General features: G+C 60.9%; 20 protein-coding genes and 2 tRNA genes. 7 read left to right on the plus strand and 15 right to left on the minus strand.

Going from position 1 to position 19,282, the window contains the following annotated elements:
- The first annotated feature begins 73 nt into the window (after positions 1–73).
- Genes AC1D1Z_RS04295 through AC1D1Z_RS04305 form a run of 3 tightly spaced genes read left to right on the plus strand, consistent with a single transcriptional unit; the run spans position 74 to position 3,514 of the window.
- Complete coding sequence (locus AC1D1Z_RS04295; protein ID WP_131647500.1) at positions 74–1,789, plus strand: type I secretion system permease/ATPase; 1,716 nt, start codon at positions 74–76, stop codon at positions 1,787–1,789.
- A gap of 14 nt (positions 1,790–1,803) precedes the next feature.
- Positions 1,804–3,228, plus strand: coding sequence for an HlyD family type I secretion periplasmic adaptor subunit (locus AC1D1Z_RS04300; RefSeq protein WP_131647499.1), 1,425 nt, complete (start codon positions 1,804–1,806; stop codon positions 3,226–3,228).
- A gap of 7 nt (positions 3,229–3,235) precedes the next feature.
- A complete protein-coding gene (locus AC1D1Z_RS04305) occupies positions 3,236–3,514 on the plus strand; it encodes an IS3 family transposase (protein WP_018244711.1) in 279 nt (92 codons plus the stop codon).
- A 963-nt stretch (positions 3,515–4,477) separates the two neighbouring features.
- On the opposite strand, the gene AC1D1Z_RS04310 is transcribed toward AC1D1Z_RS04305, so the two are convergent.
- From AC1D1Z_RS04310 to AC1D1Z_RS04355, 10 genes are all read right to left on the minus strand, one after another.
- Positions 4,478–4,553: transfer RNA gene (locus tag AC1D1Z_RS04310), tRNA-Phe, on the minus strand.
- 282 nt (positions 4,554–4,835) lie between these two features.
- Positions 4,836–5,048 carry a DNA gyrase inhibitor YacG gene (yacG, locus tag AC1D1Z_RS04315; RefSeq protein WP_018244709.1) on the minus strand — a complete coding sequence of 71 codons (213 nt, stop codon included), beginning with the start codon at positions 5,046–5,048 and terminating at the stop codon, positions 4,836–4,838.
- A gap of 131 nt (positions 5,049–5,179) precedes the next feature.
- Complete coding sequence (locus tag AC1D1Z_RS04320) at positions 5,180–5,800, minus strand: Maf-like protein (protein ID WP_012755992.1); 621 nt, start codon at positions 5,798–5,800, stop codon at positions 5,180–5,182.
- A 57-nt stretch (positions 5,801–5,857) separates the two neighbouring features.
- Complete coding sequence (gene infA / locus AC1D1Z_RS04325; RefSeq protein WP_003545338.1) at positions 5,858–6,076, minus strand: translation initiation factor IF-1; 219 nt, start codon at positions 6,074–6,076, stop codon at positions 5,858–5,860.
- A gap of 123 nt (positions 6,077–6,199) precedes the next feature.
- A complete protein-coding gene (locus AC1D1Z_RS04330) occupies positions 6,200–6,685 on the minus strand; it encodes an arsenate-mycothiol transferase ArsC (RefSeq protein ID WP_018244708.1) in 486 nt (161 codons plus the stop codon).
- Positions 6,682–7,155, minus strand: a complete 474-nt coding sequence (locus tag AC1D1Z_RS04335; protein WP_018244707.1) for a UPF0262 family protein — start codon at positions 7,153–7,155, stop codon at positions 6,682–6,684. The genes AC1D1Z_RS04330 and AC1D1Z_RS04335 overlap by 4 nt, the downstream gene beginning before the upstream one ends.
- Before the next feature lie 6 nt (positions 7,156–7,161).
- Entirely contained in the window at positions 7,162–8,460 is a 1,299-nt protein-coding gene (gene hisD / locus AC1D1Z_RS04340) for a histidinol dehydrogenase (protein ID WP_131647498.1), read from the minus strand.
- Between the two features lie 56 nt (positions 8,461–8,516).
- Positions 8,517–8,948, minus strand: a complete 432-nt coding sequence (locus AC1D1Z_RS04345; RefSeq protein WP_018447596.1) for a DUF2948 family protein — start codon at positions 8,946–8,948, stop codon at positions 8,517–8,519.
- A 157-nt stretch (positions 8,949–9,105) separates the two neighbouring features.
- Complete coding sequence (murA, locus tag AC1D1Z_RS04350) at positions 9,106–10,398, minus strand: UDP-N-acetylglucosamine 1-carboxyvinyltransferase (RefSeq protein WP_028731526.1); 1,293 nt, start codon at positions 10,396–10,398, stop codon at positions 9,106–9,108.
- A gap of 107 nt (positions 10,399–10,505) precedes the next feature.
- Positions 10,506–10,700, minus strand: coding sequence for a hypothetical protein (locus tag AC1D1Z_RS04355; protein WP_028731527.1), 195 nt, complete (start codon positions 10,698–10,700; stop codon positions 10,506–10,508).
- 152 nt (positions 10,701–10,852) lie between these two features.
- Between AC1D1Z_RS04355 and AC1D1Z_RS04360 the strand changes: the two genes are divergently transcribed.
- A tRNA-Thr gene (locus AC1D1Z_RS04360) sits at positions 10,853–10,927 on the plus strand.
- 257 nt (positions 10,928–11,184) lie between these two features.
- A complete protein-coding gene (locus AC1D1Z_RS04365) occupies positions 11,185–11,427 on the plus strand; it encodes a DUF982 domain-containing protein (RefSeq protein WP_018244702.1) in 243 nt (80 codons plus the stop codon).
- Positions 11,428–11,718: 291 nt separating this feature from the next.
- Here the strand turns inward: AC1D1Z_RS04365 and AC1D1Z_RS04370 are convergent, their stop codons facing one another.
- On the minus strand, positions 11,719–11,979 hold the full coding sequence (locus AC1D1Z_RS04370) for a hypothetical protein (RefSeq protein WP_131647497.1): 261 nt from the start codon (positions 11,977–11,979) through the stop codon (positions 11,719–11,721).
- Positions 11,980–12,095: 116 nt separating this feature from the next.
- Positions 12,096–12,356, minus strand: coding sequence for a BON domain-containing protein (locus tag AC1D1Z_RS04375; protein ID WP_131647496.1), 261 nt, complete (start codon positions 12,354–12,356; stop codon positions 12,096–12,098).
- Between the two features lie 179 nt (positions 12,357–12,535).
- On the opposite strand from AC1D1Z_RS04375, the gene AC1D1Z_RS04380 reads away from it, so the two are divergent.
- Positions 12,536–12,802, plus strand: a complete 267-nt coding sequence (locus AC1D1Z_RS04380) for a PQQ-binding-like beta-propeller repeat protein (RefSeq protein WP_026230863.1) — start codon at positions 12,536–12,538, stop codon at positions 12,800–12,802.
- A gap of 107 nt (positions 12,803–12,909) precedes the next feature.
- Positions 12,910–14,970, plus strand: a complete 2,061-nt coding sequence (locus AC1D1Z_RS04385) for an ATP-dependent helicase (RefSeq protein ID WP_446951397.1) — start codon at positions 12,910–12,912, stop codon at positions 14,968–14,970.
- An 11-nt stretch (positions 14,971–14,981) separates the two neighbouring features.
- Here the strand turns inward: AC1D1Z_RS04385 and AC1D1Z_RS04390 are convergent, their stop codons facing one another.
- The 3 genes from AC1D1Z_RS04390 to galE all read right to left on the minus strand — a co-directional run bounded on the left by AC1D1Z_RS04390 (position 14,982) and on the right by galE (position 19,222).
- Positions 14,982–16,034: an enoyl-CoA hydratase/isomerase family protein gene (locus tag AC1D1Z_RS04390; protein WP_131647494.1), complete on the minus strand. Its 1,053-nt coding sequence runs from the start codon at positions 16,032–16,034 to the stop codon at positions 14,982–14,984.
- A gap of 83 nt (positions 16,035–16,117) precedes the next feature.
- Entirely contained in the window at positions 16,118–18,079 is a 1,962-nt protein-coding gene (locus AC1D1Z_RS04395) for a putative bifunctional diguanylate cyclase/phosphodiesterase (RefSeq protein WP_047617029.1), read from the minus strand.
- 108 nt (positions 18,080–18,187) lie between these two features.
- A complete protein-coding gene (galE, locus tag AC1D1Z_RS04400) occupies positions 18,188–19,222 on the minus strand; it encodes a UDP-glucose 4-epimerase GalE (RefSeq protein ID WP_131647493.1) in 1,035 nt (344 codons plus the stop codon).
- Positions 19,223–19,282 lie beyond the last annotated feature (60 nt).

Genomic DNA, 19,282 nt, shown 5'->3' on the forward strand with positions numbered 1-19,282 from the left:
TGGCGACCCTCCTGAATTGCTGAACCAGCACGCAGTCTTTTCTCGTCAGTATCAAATCCAGCGAGAGCTGATAATGACAACGATTTCCATAAAGCCATTGCGCCCGCAGACACAGCTCGTTGTCGCGCTCCGAGCCTGTGCCGGAGCCTTCGGGTTGGTCTTCCTCTATAGCTGCGGCTACAATCTCTTTCTTCTGGCGCCGTCCATCTATCTTCTGCAGATCTATGACAGGGTCCTGTCGAGCAGAAGCGCCGACACGCTCCTGATGCTGACGATGATCATCGCCATCGCCGTGCTGGTCGGGTCCACGCTGGATATCGTGCGCAGGGCAGCTCTTTCGCGCATCGGCAGCTGGCTGGACCACAGGCTGCGGCCCCTGGTGCTCACCGCATCATTCGAATATGCCACTCGCGCCGATACGGGAGCCGCCACGGAGTGCTACAGGGACCTGGCCGCATTACGCCAGTTTCTCGATTCACCGGCCAGCTCGCTTTTTTTTGACGTTCCCTGGGCGCCGGTCTTCCTGCTCCTGCTCTTTCTCGTTCATCCGCTGCTTGGGACCATCGGTCTTCTGAGCGCAGTTGCACTTTTGCTGTTTGCGTTCCTGACGGAACTGGCGACGCGAGAGCCGCTTGCCCACGCCAATCTTGCCCTTTCGATGAGCTATCTCAGACTTGCGACCGCCCTCAAAAACATCGAGGTCATCAGGGCAATGGGCATGCAGGATGGCGCAGCGCAGATCGTCTATCGCGATGCAGAAATGGCCAGAAGGGCGCAGGACATCGCGATGCATCGCACGGAGATCATTATTGGTTTCTCCAAATCGATCCGCACGCTCGCACAGATCCTCATGATGGGATCGGCGACATGGCTGGTGCTCATAAACAGCGGCAGTCCCGGGATCATCTTCGTTGCGAGCCTGCTGCTCGGGCGCGGGCTTGCACCAATCGAGGGGGCAATAGGTGCATGGCGCTCCTTTACGTTTGCGCGCAATGCCTTCCGTCGCTTGAACAGAATGCTGATAGCAGTTGCATCGGAACGCGACGGCCGAATCGTGCCGATACCGGAACCCAACGGCCTCGTTCTCGATAACGTCAGCTATATCAAGCCATTCGCCGATCGGCCGATATTGACAGGCATCACATTGCGCCTCGCGCCCGGCGATTGCATAGCGCTCATCGGTCCGTCGGGATCAGGGAAATCGACACTGGGTCGCATCATAGCAGGCGTTGTGCAAGCAACGAGCGGATGCGCTCTTCTCGGCGGGGTAGATATCTCGGCTCTGCGCCTTTGCGGGGGGACTCGCCACGTCGGATATCTGCCGCAAGACATCGAACTTTTCGGAGGAGCGATCAAGGATGTGATCGGCCGGCTGGACGGAGGAGATCCCGGCAAAGCGATCGATGCCGCGAAGCTGGTTGGGTTGCACGACGCGATCATGCGGCTGCCCCAGGGCTACGAGACCGATATCGGTGAAGGTGGAAACCTGCTCCTTCGAGCGCAGCGCCAACAGCTGGGACTGGCACGGGCGGCCTATGGAAATCCGTCTCTGATCGTTCTCGACGATCCGAATTCGAGCCTGGATTATGACGGCGAACGGATGCTGTTTGCGGCAATCGAGCGCATGAAATCCAGGGGGATGACCGTCGTGATCATAACTCACCGGATGGGGATCCTGCCAGTCACCAACAAGATTGCCATCATGCGTAACGGGACTGTGGCCGCCGTCGGCGACAGTGAGCGAATTTATGAAACTTATCTTCAACCACCGTCTCGAACAGGAACGTAGGGAGAAACGCCGCCATGACCCTTGTTCAACTAGACGCAACGCCGGCGAAATTTTCAAATTCGCCAAGGACGGGTCGGCGGTTGGCCAAGCAACAGACGGCCTATTTGCCGGTGATCGAGGCGAAACAACGCGGACCCGCGCCCTCCTCGCCCATGCCGGGGCTCAGAGGCGTTGTCTGGACGGGCAACCTGTTGATCCTGGTCTTCATCGTCGGATTGGGGATCTGGTCGGTTCTGGCGCCGCTGAAAAGCGCTGCGGTCGCATCGGGCGTCATCGAACCGGAATCCAGCCGCAAGACCATTCAGCATCTGGAAGGCGGGATCGTGCGGCGGATCCTCGTCAAAAACGGCGATGCTGTCATGGCCGGGCAAATCGTCATCGAGATCGACGATACGAAGTCTCGCTCGGAGCGCGACAGCATTCAAGGGCAACTTTGGGAGGCCGAAGGAAGCCGCGCTCGCCTGCTTACGGAGCAGACGGGCGGCGACCATGTCGCCTATCCTGGGAATCTCAGGGCAGCAATGGCCAAATATCCCTTGGTCGGCGCGATTCTGATTGGACAACAGAAAATTTTCGAAGCCCGTCGCCGGGTCATGCAGGCGGAAATTCAGATCGCCAATGAAAAAATCGCGCAGGTGCGGCAGGAAATTGTCGGACTTGGCGCGCAGAAGGCGGCGCTGGCCGACAGAGCCGCGATCTCTCGGCAGGAACTGGATCAGGTTACGACCCTTAACGCCAAAGGACTGGAAACAAAAAGCAGGCTTCTCAACCTCCAGCGGGAAAGGGCAGACCTTGATGGCCAGCAGGGTGAAGTGGAGGCGCAGATCTCCCGCGCTTACCAGGTGATCAGCGGGTCACAGGCCGATCTCGCAAAGCTTGAGAGCGACCGGTTGAGCGAAGTCGCACAAGGCATGCGCGAGACGGAAAGCCGGATCATGCAACTGCGCGAGCGCTTGCGGGCGATCGACGACCAGCTTTCAAGGACCTATATCCGCGCTCCCGAAGATGGAACGATCATGAACCTGCGCGTCCACACCGCTGGTGGGGTGATCGGCGCGGGTGAACCACTGGTCGATCTTCTGCCAGGCGCCGATCGCCTTGTCGTGTCTGCCCACGTCAGGCCGGAAGACATCAATCTCGTCCATGCGGGGCTCGAGGCACAGGTTCACCTCCTTCCATACAATCAGCGGCGCGTTCCACTCTTGAAGGGCCGGGTCGAGTATGTTTCAGCGGACCGTCTCATCGATACGCAGAACGGCCAGCCCTACTTTGCCGCGACGATCCGTGTAACGGACGAGCGGCTGGCGAAAATGAGAGATGTCGAACTGGTCGCGGGCATGCCCGCACAGACACTAATCGAAACGGGCGAAAGCAGCGTGGCGCTCTATGCCATCAGACCACTCCTCGACAGTTTCAACAGAGCATTTCGCGAGGACTGAGGCGGTGATGGGCAAGAGAAAATTCGACGACAACCAGATTACCGGTATTCTGAAGGAGCACCAAGCCGGGGTGACGGTGGCAGATGTTTGCCACAGGTACGGCATCAGCGAGCCGACCTTTTATCGGTGGCAATCCTTGCAGTCCGGAAATGTCGGTCTCCATGCCAAAAGATTGAGAGCTTTGGAGGAAGAGAACCAGAAGCTCAAGAAGCTTTTGGCCGAATCCATGCTCTCGGCGGCAACACTGAGCGAGATGCTGGCGAAGACATCGAAAGGGCGACACTAACCTCTAAACAGAGGGGTTTGTGTTGGCCGCCTTCAGGCCCTGTACCAACGCGACTGGGGTCTACCTGTTGCCGTCGTCTACGGTCAGGTGATGCTAGAAGTTTGCATCGACAGCATAAATCGTCGGCGCACCGAAGCAAACCTACCGGCTTGGACTGCGCATAGCGGATCGATAATGGAATCGATGGAACGCAAAAACTAACTGGAACGACATCGCCATCCCGCCGCGCTCAGTTAGCCGGAGCGCTCGTCAACCCAGTGATGCGTGCCACGTAGGCCGTCGTTTAATACCAGCGTCCTCGGCCGTACCAGCCGCCGCCGCCTAGCAAAAGAAGTATCACAACGATTATGAGAAGGGTTGTGAGATCCATGTGCGTTCTCCTCGGGGACCACCACCATCTCGTTCGCGCCTGACGGGCGTTGCTCATGGTGGGACTCCCTAGCTTATAACGGCAATGACCGGGGTTGGTTCCATTCGATGACCCTACTCGGCCGGCGCCGACCTGGGCGGAGTTTAAAAGAAGGATGCAACATTGGGCCGGGAGGGCACACTCAATCTCCACAGCCCTCCGCCAGCGTACCGGCCGCCGCAAGGACGGAAAGTTGCGAGGGGAGCGCGTGGTATCAACGGCTATCTATCGCTTCGTGGCATCCGGCCACGGCTTGGCGATGACGAGGGCGCACCGTCAACCTGGTTCTGGCTGAGGCCTCAGACACACCCGTCGCAACCATTCTGCGCGAGATGGGCAAGGACTACGCAACGATCGCTAAGATGCTCGGGCAGAAAAGCACTATTCGCGTCTGGCTGACACATCCAAGAAGATGGCGAGACGGTCAGCGATCTCGATGCCGAGGTGAACAGACGAAAACGAAAAGCGTCTAGAAGACAAAAATAGTGTCTAGACGCGGCCGGACCACATTAACATAAGGAACTAAAACATGCGCAAAAGCAGTGATTTATGAGTGGTGCCCAGGACCGGAATCGAACCAGTGACACGCGGATTTTCAATCCGCTGCTCTACCAACTGAGCTACCTGGGCTAACCTGCCTCCGATGGTCCCTTTCAGAAAAGGAACCGCGGGGCCTTGGTTCACCCCGGAAGCGAGCGGGGTTATAGCATCTTGTTCGCCCATGGCAAGCGTCAAATGACTCTTTTTTGACGGTCTTGCCGGCTTTGCCGATTCATGAGGAAAAATAAGAGCTTCGCGGGCGGAATTCTCTGAAGAGCGTCGCGTCAAAGCGGACTCATATGACCCGCTTTAGATCTTTGATCGATGCATGTCTTTATCCCAAATCGCTGCGCACCATTGGTGCGCCATGCACTAGCTTTCCTCATCGGGATAATCGGCCTTGGTCTCGTCGTCGGCAACCGGAATGGCATAGGCGCCGGTCAGCCAGCGGGAGAGGTCGGCCTCGCGGCAGCGGTTGCAGCAGAAGGGGTAATGTTCGCGGTGGGAGGGTTTGCCGCATTCGGGGCAAGGGCGCGTCTTGCGCAGCGGTTCGACCTTGGCGGCCGCTTTCTTCTCTTCAGGCATATCTGTCCGTCCTAAAGCATGTCGCGTAAAAGTGTGCAGCGGTTTTGCGACAACGACATGCGTAAAAACAAAGCCTTAAAGCGCGAGGGATCTGAAGGATCGTGACGCGCTTTAAGCATCGGCCGTCGGGCTCAGCCCTCGGGCCACCGGCTATGCACATCGAAGCCTTCGCCGGTCAAAAGCAGAATGGTTTCATAAAGCGGTAGGCCGACGACATTGGTGTAGGAGCCCACCATCTTCTGCACGAAGGTGCCGGCGAGGCCCTGGATGCCGTAGGCGCCTGCCTTGCCGCGCCACTGGCCGGAGGCCAGGTAGTTCTCGATCTCGAAGCCGGAGAGACGCTTGAAGCGTACCTTGGTCTCGACGATCTTCTGACGGATCTTGCGATCCGGCGTCACCAGGCAAACGCCGGTGTAGACCATATGGTTGCGTCCCGAGAGGAGATGCAGCGAACTCAACGCCTCGTCGGCGAACTCAGCCTTGCCGAGGATGCGCCGGCCAACGGCGACCACCGTATCGGCAGACAGGATATAGCTGCCCTTCCAGGTGATATCGCCCTTGATGGCGGCAAGGGCAGCTTCCGCCTTCTCAGCCGAAAGCCTGCGGGCGAGCGAACGCGGATGCTCCGACTTCTTCGGCGCCTCGTCGATATCCATCGGCATCAGGCGCGAGGGCTCGATACCGGCCTGGTTGAGCAGGTCGACGCGCCGGGGCGAGCCTGAGGCCAGAATGAGCTTGTATTTCAGCGCCATGGAACCTCGACCATCGGCAGACGGGAGCAAAAACCCTTGCAGGACCTTCGGGCAAGCTTACTTGAAACGGTAGGTAATCCGGCCCTTGGTCAGATCGTAGGGCGTCATTTCCACAAGCACCTTGTCGCCGGCGAGAACGCGGATGCGGTTCTTGCGCATGCGGCCTGCGGTGTGGGCGATGATCTCGTGTTCGTTTTCGAGCTTCACGCGGAACGTCGCATTCGGCAGAAGTTCGGTGACGATTCCCGGGAATTCGAGGACTTCTTCTTTAGGCATATAAGTGTTTTCTTCCTGTGGGTTGAATAGGCAGCGCAGCGCGCGCCTTTAAAATTTGGGCGGAAACTACACAATCAACGCAGGTTTGTGAACCTTGTTGAACGGCCTTTCCTTTATTTGTTTTCATGCCGATTGCGCGGCAATGCCATTTCGTTTGAGTAGCCGGCTTTCGATGAGGCCGGCCAGATGATCGCGGACCTCGCGGTAGCTCTCCAGAATCTGCTCGCGCGTTCCGATTGCAACCGTCGGATCCATCGTCGGCCAGTAGACGACATCGACCGCATTCGACCGGGTCAGCTCAAGTGCCGCATGATGGGCCTGCGGCGACAGCGTGATGATCAGATCGAAGTAATCATCCTCGAGCTCTTCCAGCGTCTGCGGCTGGCGGCGCCCGAGGGAAAGGCCGATCTCGTCGAGCACGACATCCACGAAGGGATCGCGCTCGCCGGCGCGAACGCCGGCGGACCTGATATAGGTATTGGCCGGCAGAATGCTACGGGCGATCGCTTCGGCTATCGGCGAGCGGATGGCATTCATCCCGCACATGAAGAGGATGGCGCCCGGCCTCTTTCCCTCCTCGACGTCGACGGGCCGCTCCATTGCCGTCATCCGCGCCAGTAGAGCACGCAGACCAGCGTGAAGAGGCGCCGGGCGGTGTCGAAATCGACCTCTATCTTGCCGGCCAGCCTATCCTTCAGCGTCTGCGAGCCTTCATTGTGGATGCCGCGCCGGCCCATGTCGATCGCCTCGATGCGGCTTGGCGTCGACGAACGGATCGCTTCGTAATAGCTCTCGCAGATCATGAAGTAATCCTTGACGATCCGCCGGAAGGGCGTGAGCGACAGGATATGGGTGGCGACACCGCCACCCTCGTCGGTGGTGATGGCAAAAACCAGCTTCGAGTCGACCAGCGAGATGTTCAGCCGGTAAGGTCCGCCGACATGGCCGAGCGGCTCGAAACTATTCTCCTCGATCAGATCGAAGATGGCGACGGCGCGTTCATGCTCGACATCGGGCGTCGAACGGCCGATCGTATCGTCAAGGACGACGTCGCAAAGCCGGAATTCGCCCTTCGCCATGCGCCCTCACCTTTCGAGGTTGAGGCGGATCGCGACCGATCGCGCATGGGCATCGAGGCCTTCGGAAACGGCAAGGGCGATCGCCGCCGGGCCGAGGGTGCGCAGCTGCTGCGGGCCGAGGCGCAGGATCGAGGTGCGCTTGACGAAATCGAGCACCGAAAGACCGGACGAGAAGCGCGCCGAACGCGCCGTCGGCAGCACATGGTTCGAACCGCCAACATAATCGCCGATCACTTCAGGCGTATGGGCGCCGATGAAGATCGCGCCGGCATTGCGGATGCCGTCGAGCAGCCGGTCCGGATCGACGACGGCGAGCTCCAGATGCTCGGCAGCGATGCGGTTTGCCAGCGGTATGGCCTGTTTCAGATCGGAAACGAGGATGACAGCGCCGAAATCGCGCCAGCTTGCTGCCGCCGTCTCAGCCCGGTTCAACGTCTTCAGCTGGCGTTCGACCGCCTGCTCCACCGCCTTGCCGAATGCTGCATCGTCGGTGATCAGGATCGCCTGGGAACTGACGTCGTGCTCGGCCTGCGCCAGGAGGTCGGCGGCGATCCAATCCGGATTGTTGTCCTTGTCTGCAATGACAAGCACTTCAGAGGGGCCGGCGATCATATCGATGCCGACGGTGCCGAAGACATGGCGCTTGGCAGCAGCGACATAGGCATTGCCGGGGCCGGTGATCTTGGCGACCGGGGCGATCGTCTCGGTGCCATAGGCAAGAGCCGCGATCGCCTGGGCGCCGCCGACACGGTAAATCTCGGTGACACCGACAAGCTTGGCGGCGGCAAGCACCGCTGGATTGACGGCGCCGCCAGTGGCAGGAACGGCGATGACGATGCGATCGACGCCGGCGACCTTGGCCGGCACGGCATTCATCAGCACCGAGCTCGGATAGCTCGCGGTGCCGCCCGGAACATAGAGCCCAACCGCTTCGATCGCCGTCCAGCGCGAGCCGAGACCGACACCGAGGTCGTCCTCGTAGATATCATCCTTCGGCAGCTGCCGGCGATGATGGGATTCGATGCGGAGCGCCGCGAGCTTCAGCGCGCCCAGCACTTCCGAAGGCACCGCCTCGACAGCAGCGTCGATTTCCTCTGATGTGACGCGCATCGGGACGGTGGCGAAATCGATGCCATCGAATTTCAGCGAATATTCGGCAAGCGCGACATCGCCACGGGCTCTGATATCATCGATGATGGCGCGAACGACGATGTTCACATCCTCGGAGACTTCACGCTTCGTCGTCAGAAAGGCAGCAAAATGCTGCTCGAAACCTTCCGATGCCTGATCCAGCCAGATAGCCAAGGCCGATATTCCTTCTCAACTCGAAACTGCGATGTTCAAACTCAAGGCGTCAAGCACTAGAGGTGGCGAGGCTTGGAAGACGCCTCCCAGGCGCCTCCGATATCGGCCAGCTGGACCTCGATGCATTCGACATCGAGCGCAATCGAAGCCGTGCCCGACAGCGACAGCTCGATCGTGCCCTCCGGCCCCTCGCCCTTCTTCTCGAAGCGCAACGCCAGCAGCGACAGCACCTCGTCCCGCTTTTGACGGTCGATGCCGAGCGAGCGGACGGCAAGCGCGCGCTTGAAGACCAGGGCAGCGCGGCGGCGCTCAAAACCCCTGCGCTTGCGCTCGGCACCTTCCCAGACGAAACGATTGGCGGCAAGCGCGAACTGCGCGTCGCGCGGCGACCAGTCGATGTCGCCGACCTTGAAGACGCTGTCCTGCATATGCGCGGAAATGATCGCAAGATCCTCGTCATCGAGCGCAACAAGTTTCAGGTCGGTCATTCAGTCTCAATCCCATTGCCGGCCGAAGCCGGGCACCGCCGGAATGGCGATGCGTCAGACAAGGGAAATAAGGCGCTGCGGCCAATTACGCAACCGGGATAAGGATCGCCATAGATCCGGATTCCGATTTAAGGAATTATGCTCCAGCGCCCGTTCCTCACTCGCTGATGCGCTCGACGATGGCGCCGCAGCGGGTCAGCTTCTCCTCGAGCCGCTCGAAACCGCGGTCGAGGTGATAGACGCGGGAGACCGTGGTTTCGCCCTCGGCGGCAAGGCCAGCGATGACCAGCGAGACGGAAGCGCGCAGATCGGTCGCCATGACGGGCGCGCCGCGCAGGCGTTGGACACCCTCGATCTTCGCCGTCTGGCCGGACAGCGAGATCCTGGCGCCGAGTCGGGCAAGCTCCTGCACATGCATGAAACGGTTTTCGAAGATGGTCTCGGTGACATGCGAGACGCCGGAAGAACGGGTCATCAGCGCCATGAACTGCGCCTGCAGATCGGTCGGGAAGCCCGGGAAAGGATCGGTGACGATATCGACCGGTCTGATGCCGGCGCCGTTGCGCTTGATGCGCATGCCGTTGTTGGTCGACGAGATTTCCGCGCCGGCACGGCGCAGCGTTTCCACTGCGGTTTCGAGCAGCGCCACATCGGTATTCTCGAGCACGACGTCACCGCCGGCCATGGCGACGGCCATGGCATAGGTGCCGGTCTCGATGCGATCCGGCAGGACGCGGTGGCGGGCGCCGGAGAGCGAGGTGACGCCTTCAATGGTGATCGTTGCCGTGCCGGCGCCTGTGATCTTGGCACCCATGGCGTTCAGGCAGTTGGCGAGATCGACGACCTCAGGCTCGCGGGCGGCATTGCCGATCACCGTCGTGCCGCGGGCAAGCGTCGCCGCCATCATCATCACATGGGTGGCGCCGACGGAGACCTTCGGGAAGGTGTAGCGCGCGCCGATCAGGCCGCCAGCCGGGGCCTTGGCGTTGATATAACCGGCATCGATCTCCATGCTCGCGCCGAGCGCCGTCAGGCCCTCGATGAAGAGATCAACGGGGCGCGTGCCGATGGCACAGCCGCCCGGCAGCGACACGCGGCAATGGCCTTCGCGCGCAAGCAAGGGGCCGATGACCCAGAAGGAGGCGCGCATCTTCGAAACCAGTTCATAAGATGCTGTGGTATCGACGATGGTGCGGCAGGTGAAATGGATCGTGCGCGAATAGGAATCTTCCTGGCGCTCGCGGCGGCCGTTGACGGCGACATCGACGCCGTGATTGCCGAGGATGCGCATCAGCAATTCGACATCGGCAAGATGCGGCACGTTTTCGAGCGTCAGCGTATCGCTGGTCAGAAGCGAGGCGATCATCAGCGGCAGTGCGGCATTCTTGGCGCCGGAAATCGGAATGATGCCATTCAGCTCATTACCGCCGACGATTCTGATACGATCCATGTGCGCTTACGGGCAGCGCCCGCCTTTCCTGAAAGTTCTGCCTTGGAATAAGGAGTGAGGTGTTTAGGGGATTTCTCGACACGCTTCAATTCGCGACGGACGGAACATTACGATTCGTCCATTTTTGCGGCGGGCAGCCCATTTGTTTCGTCGGCCTGGCCCGAACGGCGGGCGCGGACCTGCTGTTTGCGTCGCCCCAGATTTTCCCTGAGCTTGTCGGCGGCGCGCTCGCGGCGCAGTTTCGCCTGTGCCTCGATCGCCTCTTTGCGGCTCTGCTGGCCGGATTCGGTCTTTTCGTTCATGGGAACAGGATTAGCTGAATTCGCGCCGATCCAAAAGGCCCTTCGCCGCAATCGACGCGAAGTTGGAATTTGCAGCTTGCGCTGGCCGCCAAGCTGTGGCAATAGCCCCCCGTTCTCGCGATTGAGCCACCCGGCTCGCGCGGTCTGGTCCTGCTGCCGTAGCTCAGTGGTAGAGCACACCCTTGGTAAGGGTGAGGTCGGTGGTTCAATCCCACTCGGCAGCACCAGTTTTCTTGAAAAGACAGTCAATCTCGACTCCACCCTTCCCGGCGAAAACACCTTATAAGTTGGCGTTTCTCATCAGTTGGCGTCCATAGGCTTTCCTGTCAGGGGTCGAGGCGAAACCATTCGTCGCGGCATCAGTGACGATCCGCCCATTTGCCGACGGTGAAAATCGCGCTAGAGTATTAGCTATCGCAGAGTCTCCCCGGAGGAACTGGGAGATGTTGCGCTCATTTCTGTCGAAAATCGTGGAGGAGCGTCGATGGCAACTGAAAGATGGAACAGCCCGGTCAAGGTTGGTTTCGAAAATGCCGATGCGCGAACGGTCAATGGTCCGTTCGATGCGCTGAAGTGCCTGGCGGATCTCTGGCCGAGTGTGCGCGGGCTTCGTTATATCAAGGCCCGCAGCACCTGCCGGGCAGCGCTCGATGGGCGCAAGAGCGTGGAAGAGGCGAGAGCCGAGTTTCTGGCGGCAGCCGAAGAGGCGAAGCTGAAGCTTCATTGAACTGGCGCATAATCCTTTCCGAAAATCGATTCCGATTTTCGGGGTTATGCGCTGCACTTCGGTCAGGATTTCCAGGCCGCATCAGGTCGTTCGTAAACGGAACGTGCCGGAACAGGGCAATGCTTTAATTTTACTTAACCCTGCATCGAACTCGCGCCGGGTTTTGGCGCAGCAGGCGTTGCGCCTGGTACAGGTGTATTCATAGAAGATGGCCAGCCATCATGATGATGGTTAGAGGCTCGTCACCTCTGCGGAAACGCAGGCGAGCCTCGTCCGAGCAAAGCGGATGTTTCAGCAGTCCGCGCCGCCCTCATTCTCCACTTCGACATAACCGACACCGATGATCGTGCCATCCGCCGCGCGGATGAAGGACGGCAAATACTGAGGACCTGCCGGCGTGCAGGCGACGGTCCCGGTATATTCGTTGCGGGCGATCTGGTCCTTCGGCAAAGCGGAATAATTCGTGCCGGTTTCCAGCGAGGCGTGGGCGGAGCCGGCAAAGACACCGCCTGTTATCACGGTCATTGCAGAGATGCGAAGAAGCGACTGCATGGGGGTCTCCAGCGTTTAGGTCCGGCCTTTCAACACGTGGGAGGGTGTTTTGGTTCCCTTCATGCATCGCAAAGACATGAGCGCGCGAACCGGCGCGGCATCCCATTCTCAAGACTTCAGCGTCGCAGCAGGCGACCACGCACATAGCCTCGTCCGACGACGCCCTCAGCGATCTCGACCGCGCGCTCGACATCACCCCGCCGGCGCACGAAACCTTCCAGGATGACATAGTAGCCGGATATGCCGACGGTGATTTCGCCGGCTTCGAAATCGGCGGCCGCATGAAGGGCGCTCTCCACCGAGGCGCGCGTCGCGGCATCGCTGTGGCCCTGCCGGCCGGGCTCGTCATGCCCCGTGAATGCTGGAAAGCCGAGCACCGTGAACGTTTCCTGATGTTGGTTGATGTCTGTTAACGTCGCAGGTACGCATTTCGTTGCGTCCCCCGGAAAAGAAGAGCCTGCTCGACAGCGATACCTGCGCGGGCGACATGGGCTACCCTTGGCGAAAGGTGCGGCGGCTTCCATATCTGGCTGCAGTCGAAAGAGGGATGATGACGATGAAAGCGCTTCTGCCTGCCTTGTTTGCCGGGGCATTGCTTGCCGGCTGCTCCTCGGCCGATACGCCGGCGCTGGAACCCATTCCCGGCAGCATTACCTATGGCGGCCAGCCGCGAACGAAGCTCACCAAGTCGCCGGTCGGCAGCGCCGTCTACAACCAGTTCTACAACGGGACGGGACAGCGCGTGGAGGAAACCTATATCCTTCAGCCCGACCGCAGCCTGAAGCTGGTGCGGCGCGTAGTCGGTCCGGATTTCCCCGACTGAGATGTTGCTCGCGCGCCAGATCGCTTGACAGAGGCGGCAATCGCGAACATTCAAGGAACATCTAATCTTTCCCCAGTGATTCTGCGGGAGCCCGACCGGACGGCTGGATGTATCTCGAAAAGCTCAATCCGCAGCAGCGCATGGCCGTCGAGCACGGCACGCTCATCGACGGCAGCCATATTGCCGGGCCGCTGCTGGTCATTGCCGGCGCCGGCTCGGGCAAGACGAATACCTTGGCGCATCGGGTCGCCCATCTGATCGTCAAGGGCGCCGATCCCCGCCGCATCCTGCTGATGACCTTTTCGCGCCGGGCAGCCGCCGAGATGGCGCGGCGCGTCGTGCGCATCTGCCGCGATGTGCTTGGTGCGAATGCAGGCGTCATGGCGGATGCGCTTTCCTGGTCCGGCACCTTCCATGGCATCGGCGCGCGGCTGTTGCGCGATTATGCCCAGCAGATCGGCCTCGACCCGGATTTCACCATCCACGACCGCGAAGACAGTGCCGATCTGATGAACCTGATCCGGCACGACCTCGGTTTCTCGAAGACGGAAAGCCGTTTTCCCACAAAGGGCACCTGCCTTGCCATTTATTCCAGAGCGGTGAATTCGGAGACCGCGCTCGACCTCGTGCTGCGCGACGTCTTTCCCTGGTGCGCGGCGTGGGAAAAACAGTTGCGCGAACTTTTCGCCAGCTATGTCGAGGCCAAGCAGAGCCAGAACGTGCTCGACTACGACGATCTGCTGCTCTACTGGGCGCAGATGGTCGGCGAGGCTGTCATTGCCGAGGATATCGGCAGCCGCTTCGACCATGTGCTGGTCGACGAATATCAGGACACCAACCGGCTGCAGGCCTCGATCCTGCTGGCGCTGAAGCCCGGCGGCCAGGGGCTGACCGTCGTCGGTGACGATGCGCAGTCGATCTATTCCTTCCGCGCCGCGACGGTACGCAATATCCTCGATTTTCCGGCCGCCTTCAGCCCGGCCGCCAATATCGTCACGCTCGACCGCAACTACCGCTCGACGCAGCCGATCCTCGCCGCCGCCAACGCCGTCATCGATCTCGCCTCGGAGCGCTTCACCAAGAATCTCTGGACCGAGCGGCAATCATCCGAGAGGCCGCGCCTCGTCACGGTGCGCGACGAGGCCGAGCAGGCGCGCTACGTCGCCGACATGGTGCTCGACAACCGCGAGGAAGGCCTCACGCTCAAGCAGCAGGCCGTGCTCTTCCGCGCCTCGCATCACAGCGGGCCGCTGGAGGTCGAGTTGACCCGGCGCAACATTCCCTTCGTCAAATTCGGCGGGCTGAAGTTTCTCGACAGCGCGCATGTGAAGGACATGCTGGCCGCCCTTCGCTTCGCGCAGAACCCGCGCGACCGGGTGGCGGGCTTCCGGCTGATGCAGATCCTGCCGGGCGTCGGGCCGTCGACGGCGCAGAAGACGCTCGACCTGATGGCCGAGGATGCCAGTCCGATTTCTGCTCTCGCTGCCATGCCGGCGCCGCCGCGTTCCGGCGAAGACTGGACAATGTTCGTCTCGATGCTGCAGGAGCTGAAGACAGGCAAGGCCGGCTGGCCGGCGGAAATCGGCCTGGCGCGGCAATGGTACGCGCCGCATCTGGAACGGCTGCACGAGGATGCAGCGACGCGGCAGGCCGACCTGTTGCAGCTCGAGCAGATCGCCGGCGGTTATGCCTCGCGCGAGCGTTTCCTCACCGAGCTCACCCTCGACCCACCGGATGCGACCAGCGACCAGGCGGGCGTGCCGCTTCTCGACGAAGACTATCTCATCCTGTCGACCATCCATTCCGCCAAGGGCCAGGAATGGACGAGGGTCTTCATGCTGAACGTCGTCGACGGATGCATACCGAGCGATCTCGCCGTCGGCACCACCGCCGAAATCGAAGAGGAACGCCGGCTGCTCTATGTCGCCATGACGCGCGCCCGGGATGGTCTCGACCTTGTCGTGCCGCAACGCTTCTTCACCTATGGTCAGAACTCGCAGGGCGACCGGCACGTCTATGCCTCACGCAGCCGCTTCATTCCTGCGACGCTGCTTCAGTTCTTCGAGGCCTGCAGCTGGCCACAGATGAAATCGCAGACCGTCGCCCAGCAGCAGGCGCGGCAGGTGCGCATCGATGTCGGCGCCCGCATGCGCGGCATGTGGCGATAACTGGATAGCGTTCAGAGTGAAAGCGGCGGTTCGGCCGGTTTCAGGAAATTCTCGACCGTTGATGCCTCCACGGCCTCGACTGACGCCGGCGACCATTGCGGATTGCGGTCCTTGTCGATGACGGCGGCGCGGATGCCCTCGAAAAAATCGGGATTATCAAGCATCTGCAGACAGGCGCCGAGTTCGCGGCCGAGACATTCGGCAAGCGAGGCGCTGCGGCGGCCGGCCCTGAGCAGCCGCAAAGCGAGCTTGAGGCTGGTCGGTGAACGCGTCAGCATCACCCGGCGCGTCTCGGCGGCAAATTCGCCTTCCTCCCCGGCAAGCGCTGCCAGGATTTCCTCGACGTTGTCGAAACGGAATGCGCGATCGATCATTGCTGCGTTCTGCCGCAGCCGGCTTTCTCCCTGAGGCTCCGAAAGCGCCTGCAGCACGGCATCCACGTCGCTGGATGAACTGCCGCGCGGCAGGCCCGAGAGAGCATCGATCACCTCACCCAGCCGAGGCGACGCGATCTGGAGGTCGGCAAGCCCAGCGTGGATCGCGTCGGCAGCGCCGATATCGAGCCCTGTCAGGCCGAGCCATGTTCCGGCTTCGCCCGGCGCGCGCGGCAGCAGCCAGGTGGCGCCGACATCCGGGACATAGCCGATGCCGGTTTCGGGCATGGCAAGGCGCGTGCGCTCGGTGACGATGCGGTGGCGGCCGTGCGACGACAGGCCGACGCCGCCGCCCATGGTGATGCCGTCCATCAGCGCGACATAGGGTTTGGGGTAGGAGGCAATCATATGGTTGAGGCGGAATTCCTCGCGCCAGAAGCTTGCAGCCAGGCCATCGCCGGCGCGAGCACTCTCATGCAGGACGCGGATATCGCCGCCGGCACAGAAGCCGCGTTCGCCCTCTCCCGTCGCCACGACGCTCGCCACCTCGGGATCCCCGGCAAAAGCGTGAAGCGCCCCAGTGATCGCCCGGATCATCTGCAGCGTCAGGCTGTTCAACGCCCGCGGCCGGTTGAGCCGGATCACCCCCGCGGTGCCCCGCCGTTCAATGATGACTTCGCCGTCTTGCATGGTTCACCTCATCCTGTTGAACCATGAATAGACGACGATGTAGCTTCGCTCCAGTCGATTTGCGGCGGATCGAGATCGATCATTCAGGCAGACAGCGAATTGCGGGCGGAGGCTGCGGCCTCGCACCGGGCGGCGTAATCGATGGCAAGTTCCAGCGGCAGCGGCCGCGAGAAATGATAGCCCTGCGCCAGACGAACGCCCATCGCCTTCAATCCCTCGGCGATCTCTTCGCTTTCGACGCCTTCGGCGACGGAGGCAATGCCGAGATTCTGGCAGAGATTGGCGACCGAGCGGGTAATGTTCATGCAACGGGCGTCACGATCGAAATTCATCACGAAGGACTTGTCGATCTTCAGCTTGTCGAAGCCGAGACGATGAATATGGCTGAGGCTCGAATAGCCGGTGCCGAAATCGTCAAGGGCAATCGAGATGCCGGCGGCGCGCAGCATAGTGATTACCTGGTCGGCGGTGTCGAAATCGGAGAGCAGTGCCGTCTCGGTGATCTCGAATTCGATGCGCCTGGGATCGATGCCGGAGCGGGTGATCATGGCAAGCAGCGCCATCGAGGTCTCGTGGTCGCAGATATCGCGCGCCGAGAGATTGAAAGACAGCCTGAGATGCCGTGGAATGATCGCCAGCGCTTCGAGCGCCTTGGCGAAGAGGATGCGGGTCATGCGGCCGATGACCGCCGTGCGCTCGGCGGCGGGAATGAAGGCTTCGGGACTGATCCGGCCGAAGCGGGCGCTGTCCCAGCGGGCGAGCGCCTCGTAAGCGACGACGCGGCCACTCCTCAATTCGACGATCGGCTGATAGTCAAGTTTCAATTCCTGGGCGAAGTCGTTCGCCTGCAGTTCGAGTTCGATCAGGTGGCGCTGTGTCAGGATCTTCTCGTGCTCGGCCGAGAAGAATTCGACACCGCTGCTGCGCTTGCTCTTGACCTGATAGAGGGCGAAGTCTGCTTTCTCGTAGAGATCCTCGGCCGTGTACTCGCCGATATCGGGATAGACGATGCCGCAGGAACCGAAGACACGGACCGAGCCGTCGGGGATTTCGTAGGGATCGCGGACGGCAGCACAGAGCGCCTGACCAAGATCGGCGATCGCCTGGCGTGTCATCGAGCAGGGGAAAATGATACCGAACTCATCACCGCCGAGACGAGAGACGATGCCCTCTTCGCCGACCAGCGTGACGAAGCGGCGGGCCGTCTCCTTGAGCACGAGATCGCCGGCGGCATGGCCGAAGACGTCGTTGACAGGCTTGAAGCCATCGAGATCGAGAATGCCGAGGACGGGCGGCGTCGACGGATCCTTCTGCAGCCGTTTTTCCAGCGAGAGAAAGAAGCTGCGACGATTGGCAAGGCCGGTCAGCTGGTCATGCAGGGCGTTGCGGCTGTTGACGAGGTTCAGCTCCTCGGCTTCCGCCTGCTTCTGCTTCAGCTCCTCGGTCAATTGCACGAGGCCGACGAAATTCTGGAAATAGCTGTTGATCACCCGGAGAAAGGGCAGGATCAGGAAGAGGCCGCTGACGGCAGTCGCGACGAAAACGGGATTGCCGGAGAACATGAAGGTCGCAACCATGGCCGAGAAGGTGATCACAGTGGTCAGCGCGGCCGCTATCGGCAGATGCATCAGGCAAAAGATGCAGGAAATGCCTGTCACGACAAGGAAATAGGCGATCTGACCCTGCTGGGAAGCGTCGCCATATTGGTAAAGCGCGATCGCCCAGCTGCCGAAAGCGACGGCCAGGATGGCGGCGCCTGATATAGTGATCTTCATCAGCCTGTAGGCCCGCTCGGCGGTCACGTCTTCCTTGCCCCTGATCTCCCACCAGCAGAGACGGAAGACGCAGACGACGCTCAAGGTGACGGGAATGTAGAGCGAGAGCCACAGGGGCGCGGATTTGAGGTGGGTGATCGCCACCGCAAGGGCGTTGATGATCAGCAGGACATAGAGAATGGGGATCTGCGACGACAGGGCCTGGAACTGCGCCAGCAGAAGCGTCGGATTGTCTTTTTGCAGCTGCAATGAGGCCAGAAAGTTCTTCATCTTCTCTTTTCCGTTGGCCAGAGCCAGCCAGAGAAAGCTTGATTTTTCCTTATTCACGTAACGGCATTGGGCCCCCGCAGGCGCGGGGACCGTAAACAGGCTCCAGCATCAGAACGAAGCGGCGGCGAGTGCCCGGTGGATGCTGTGCAGGTCGTCGACGCTCTTGTTCGACAGGAACAGTTCCCAATCGAGCGAGCTCTGGACGATGGTTTCCAGCGAATCGTATCTGGGCTTCCAGTCGAGCACTTGCCGAGCGAGCGAAGCGTCTGCGACGACGCTTGCCGAATCGCCGGCGCGCCGCGGCGCCATATGGATCTTGAAGGAATGCCCGTGCAGGCGGGTGACCATGTTCAACACGTCGAGCACGGAATAGCCGCTGCCATAACCGCAATTGGCGACGAGCGAGCCCTTGCCTCTGCGCAGGTGCTGCAGCGATTTCAGATGTGCATCCGTGAGATCGCTGACATGGATGTAGTCGCGCACGCCGGTGCCGTCATGGGTGGGATAGTCGATGCCGTAGACATTGATGCTGTCACGCCTGCCGAGTGCTGCCTCGCAGGCGACCTTGATGAGGTGCGTGGCGCCTGAGGTCGACTGGCCGGCACGGTGGTGGGGGTCGGCGCCGGCGACGTTGAAGTAACGAAGCGCGACATAGTTGAAATCATAGGCGGCGGCGGCATCGCGCAGCATGAACTCGGTCATCAGCTTCGACTGGCCGTAAGGATTTTCCGGATTGAGGGGGGCGGTCTCCTTCACCGGCAGGTCGGTCTTTTGCTGACCATAGACGGCGGCCGTCGAGGAGAAGACGAAGTTGCGGATACCGGCCTTGACCGAAGCACTCAGAAGCGCCCGGGTCTTGCCGGAATTGTTGTCGTAATAGGAGAGGGGATCGGCGACGGAGACCGGAACGACGGCGGAGCCGGCGAAATGGATGATCGCCTCGATGTCGTTTTCAATGAAGACCTTTTTCAGTATGTCGGGATCGGCAATGTCGCCGAGATAAAAACGCGCCGCCGGCGCCACGGCCCAGCGAAAGCCCGTGGAGAGGCGATCGAGCACGACCACATCCTCGCCCGCATCGAGCAACGCCCACACCATGTGACTGCCGATATATCCGGCCCCGCCCGTCACCAAAACCGCCATGTCCCGCATCCCTGCTTTCGTTTTTATAAGCAGGGGCATCAGGCGCCGGTTTTTCTTTCC

It is taken from the genome of Rhizobium sp. P1_E1 (assembly GCF_056406015.1).

What these genes read in the sequence shown, in the direction of transcription:
- AC1D1Z_RS04295 (WP_131647500.1), top strand. Translation starts at nt 74, where the DNA reads ATGACAACGATTTCCATAAAGCCATTGCGCCCGCAGACACAGCTCGTT.
- AC1D1Z_RS04300 (WP_131647499.1), top strand. Translation starts at nt 1,804, where the DNA reads ATGACCCTTGTTCAACTAGACGCAACGCCGGCGAAATTTTCAAATTCG.
- AC1D1Z_RS04305 (WP_018244711.1), top strand. Translation starts at nt 3,236, where the DNA reads ATGGGCAAGAGAAAATTCGACGACAACCAGATTACCGGTATTCTGAAG.
- yacG (WP_018244709.1), bottom strand. Translation starts at nt 5,048, where the DNA reads ATGCCTGAAGAGAAGAAAGCGGCCGCCAAGGTCGAACCGCTGCGCAAG.
- AC1D1Z_RS04320 (WP_012755992.1), bottom strand. Translation starts at nt 5,800, where the DNA reads ATGGCGCTGAAATACAAGCTCATTCTGGCCTCAGGCTCGCCCCGGCGC.
- infA (WP_003545338.1), bottom strand. Translation starts at nt 6,076, where the DNA reads ATGCCTAAAGAAGAAGTCCTCGAATTCCCGGGAATCGTCACCGAACTT.
- AC1D1Z_RS04330 (WP_018244708.1), bottom strand. Translation starts at nt 6,685, where the DNA reads ATGACGGCAATGGAGCGGCCCGTCGACGTCGAGGAGGGAAAGAGGCCG.
- AC1D1Z_RS04335 (WP_018244707.1), bottom strand. Translation starts at nt 7,155, where the DNA reads ATGGCGAAGGGCGAATTCCGGCTTTGCGACGTCGTCCTTGACGATACG.
- AC1D1Z_RS04345 (WP_018447596.1), bottom strand. Translation starts at nt 8,948, where the DNA reads ATGACCGACCTGAAACTTGTTGCGCTCGATGACGAGGATCTTGCGATC.
- murA (WP_028731526.1), bottom strand. Translation starts at nt 10,398, where the DNA reads ATGGATCGTATCAGAATCGTCGGCGGTAATGAGCTGAATGGCATCATT.
- AC1D1Z_RS04355 (WP_028731527.1), bottom strand. Translation starts at nt 10,700, where the DNA reads ATGAACGAAAAGACCGAATCCGGCCAGCAGAGCCGCAAAGAGGCGATC.
- AC1D1Z_RS04365 (WP_018244702.1), top strand. Translation starts at nt 11,185, where the DNA reads ATGGCAACTGAAAGATGGAACAGCCCGGTCAAGGTTGGTTTCGAAAAT.
- AC1D1Z_RS04370 (WP_131647497.1), bottom strand. Translation starts at nt 11,979, where the DNA reads ATGCAGTCGCTTCTTCGCATCTCTGCAATGACCGTGATAACAGGCGGT.
- AC1D1Z_RS04380 (WP_026230863.1), top strand. Translation starts at nt 12,536, where the DNA reads ATGAAAGCGCTTCTGCCTGCCTTGTTTGCCGGGGCATTGCTTGCCGGC.
- AC1D1Z_RS04385 (WP_446951397.1), top strand. Translation starts at nt 12,910, where the DNA reads ATGTATCTCGAAAAGCTCAATCCGCAGCAGCGCATGGCCGTCGAGCAC.
- AC1D1Z_RS04390 (WP_131647494.1), bottom strand. Translation starts at nt 16,034, where the DNA reads ATGCAAGACGGCGAAGTCATCATTGAACGGCGGGGCACCGCGGGGGTG.
- AC1D1Z_RS04395 (WP_047617029.1), bottom strand. Translation starts at nt 18,079, where the DNA reads ATGAAGAACTTTCTGGCCTCATTGCAGCTGCAAAAAGACAATCCGACG.
- galE (WP_131647493.1), bottom strand. Translation starts at nt 19,222, where the DNA reads ATGGCGGTTTTGGTGACGGGCGGGGCCGGATATATCGGCAGTCACATG.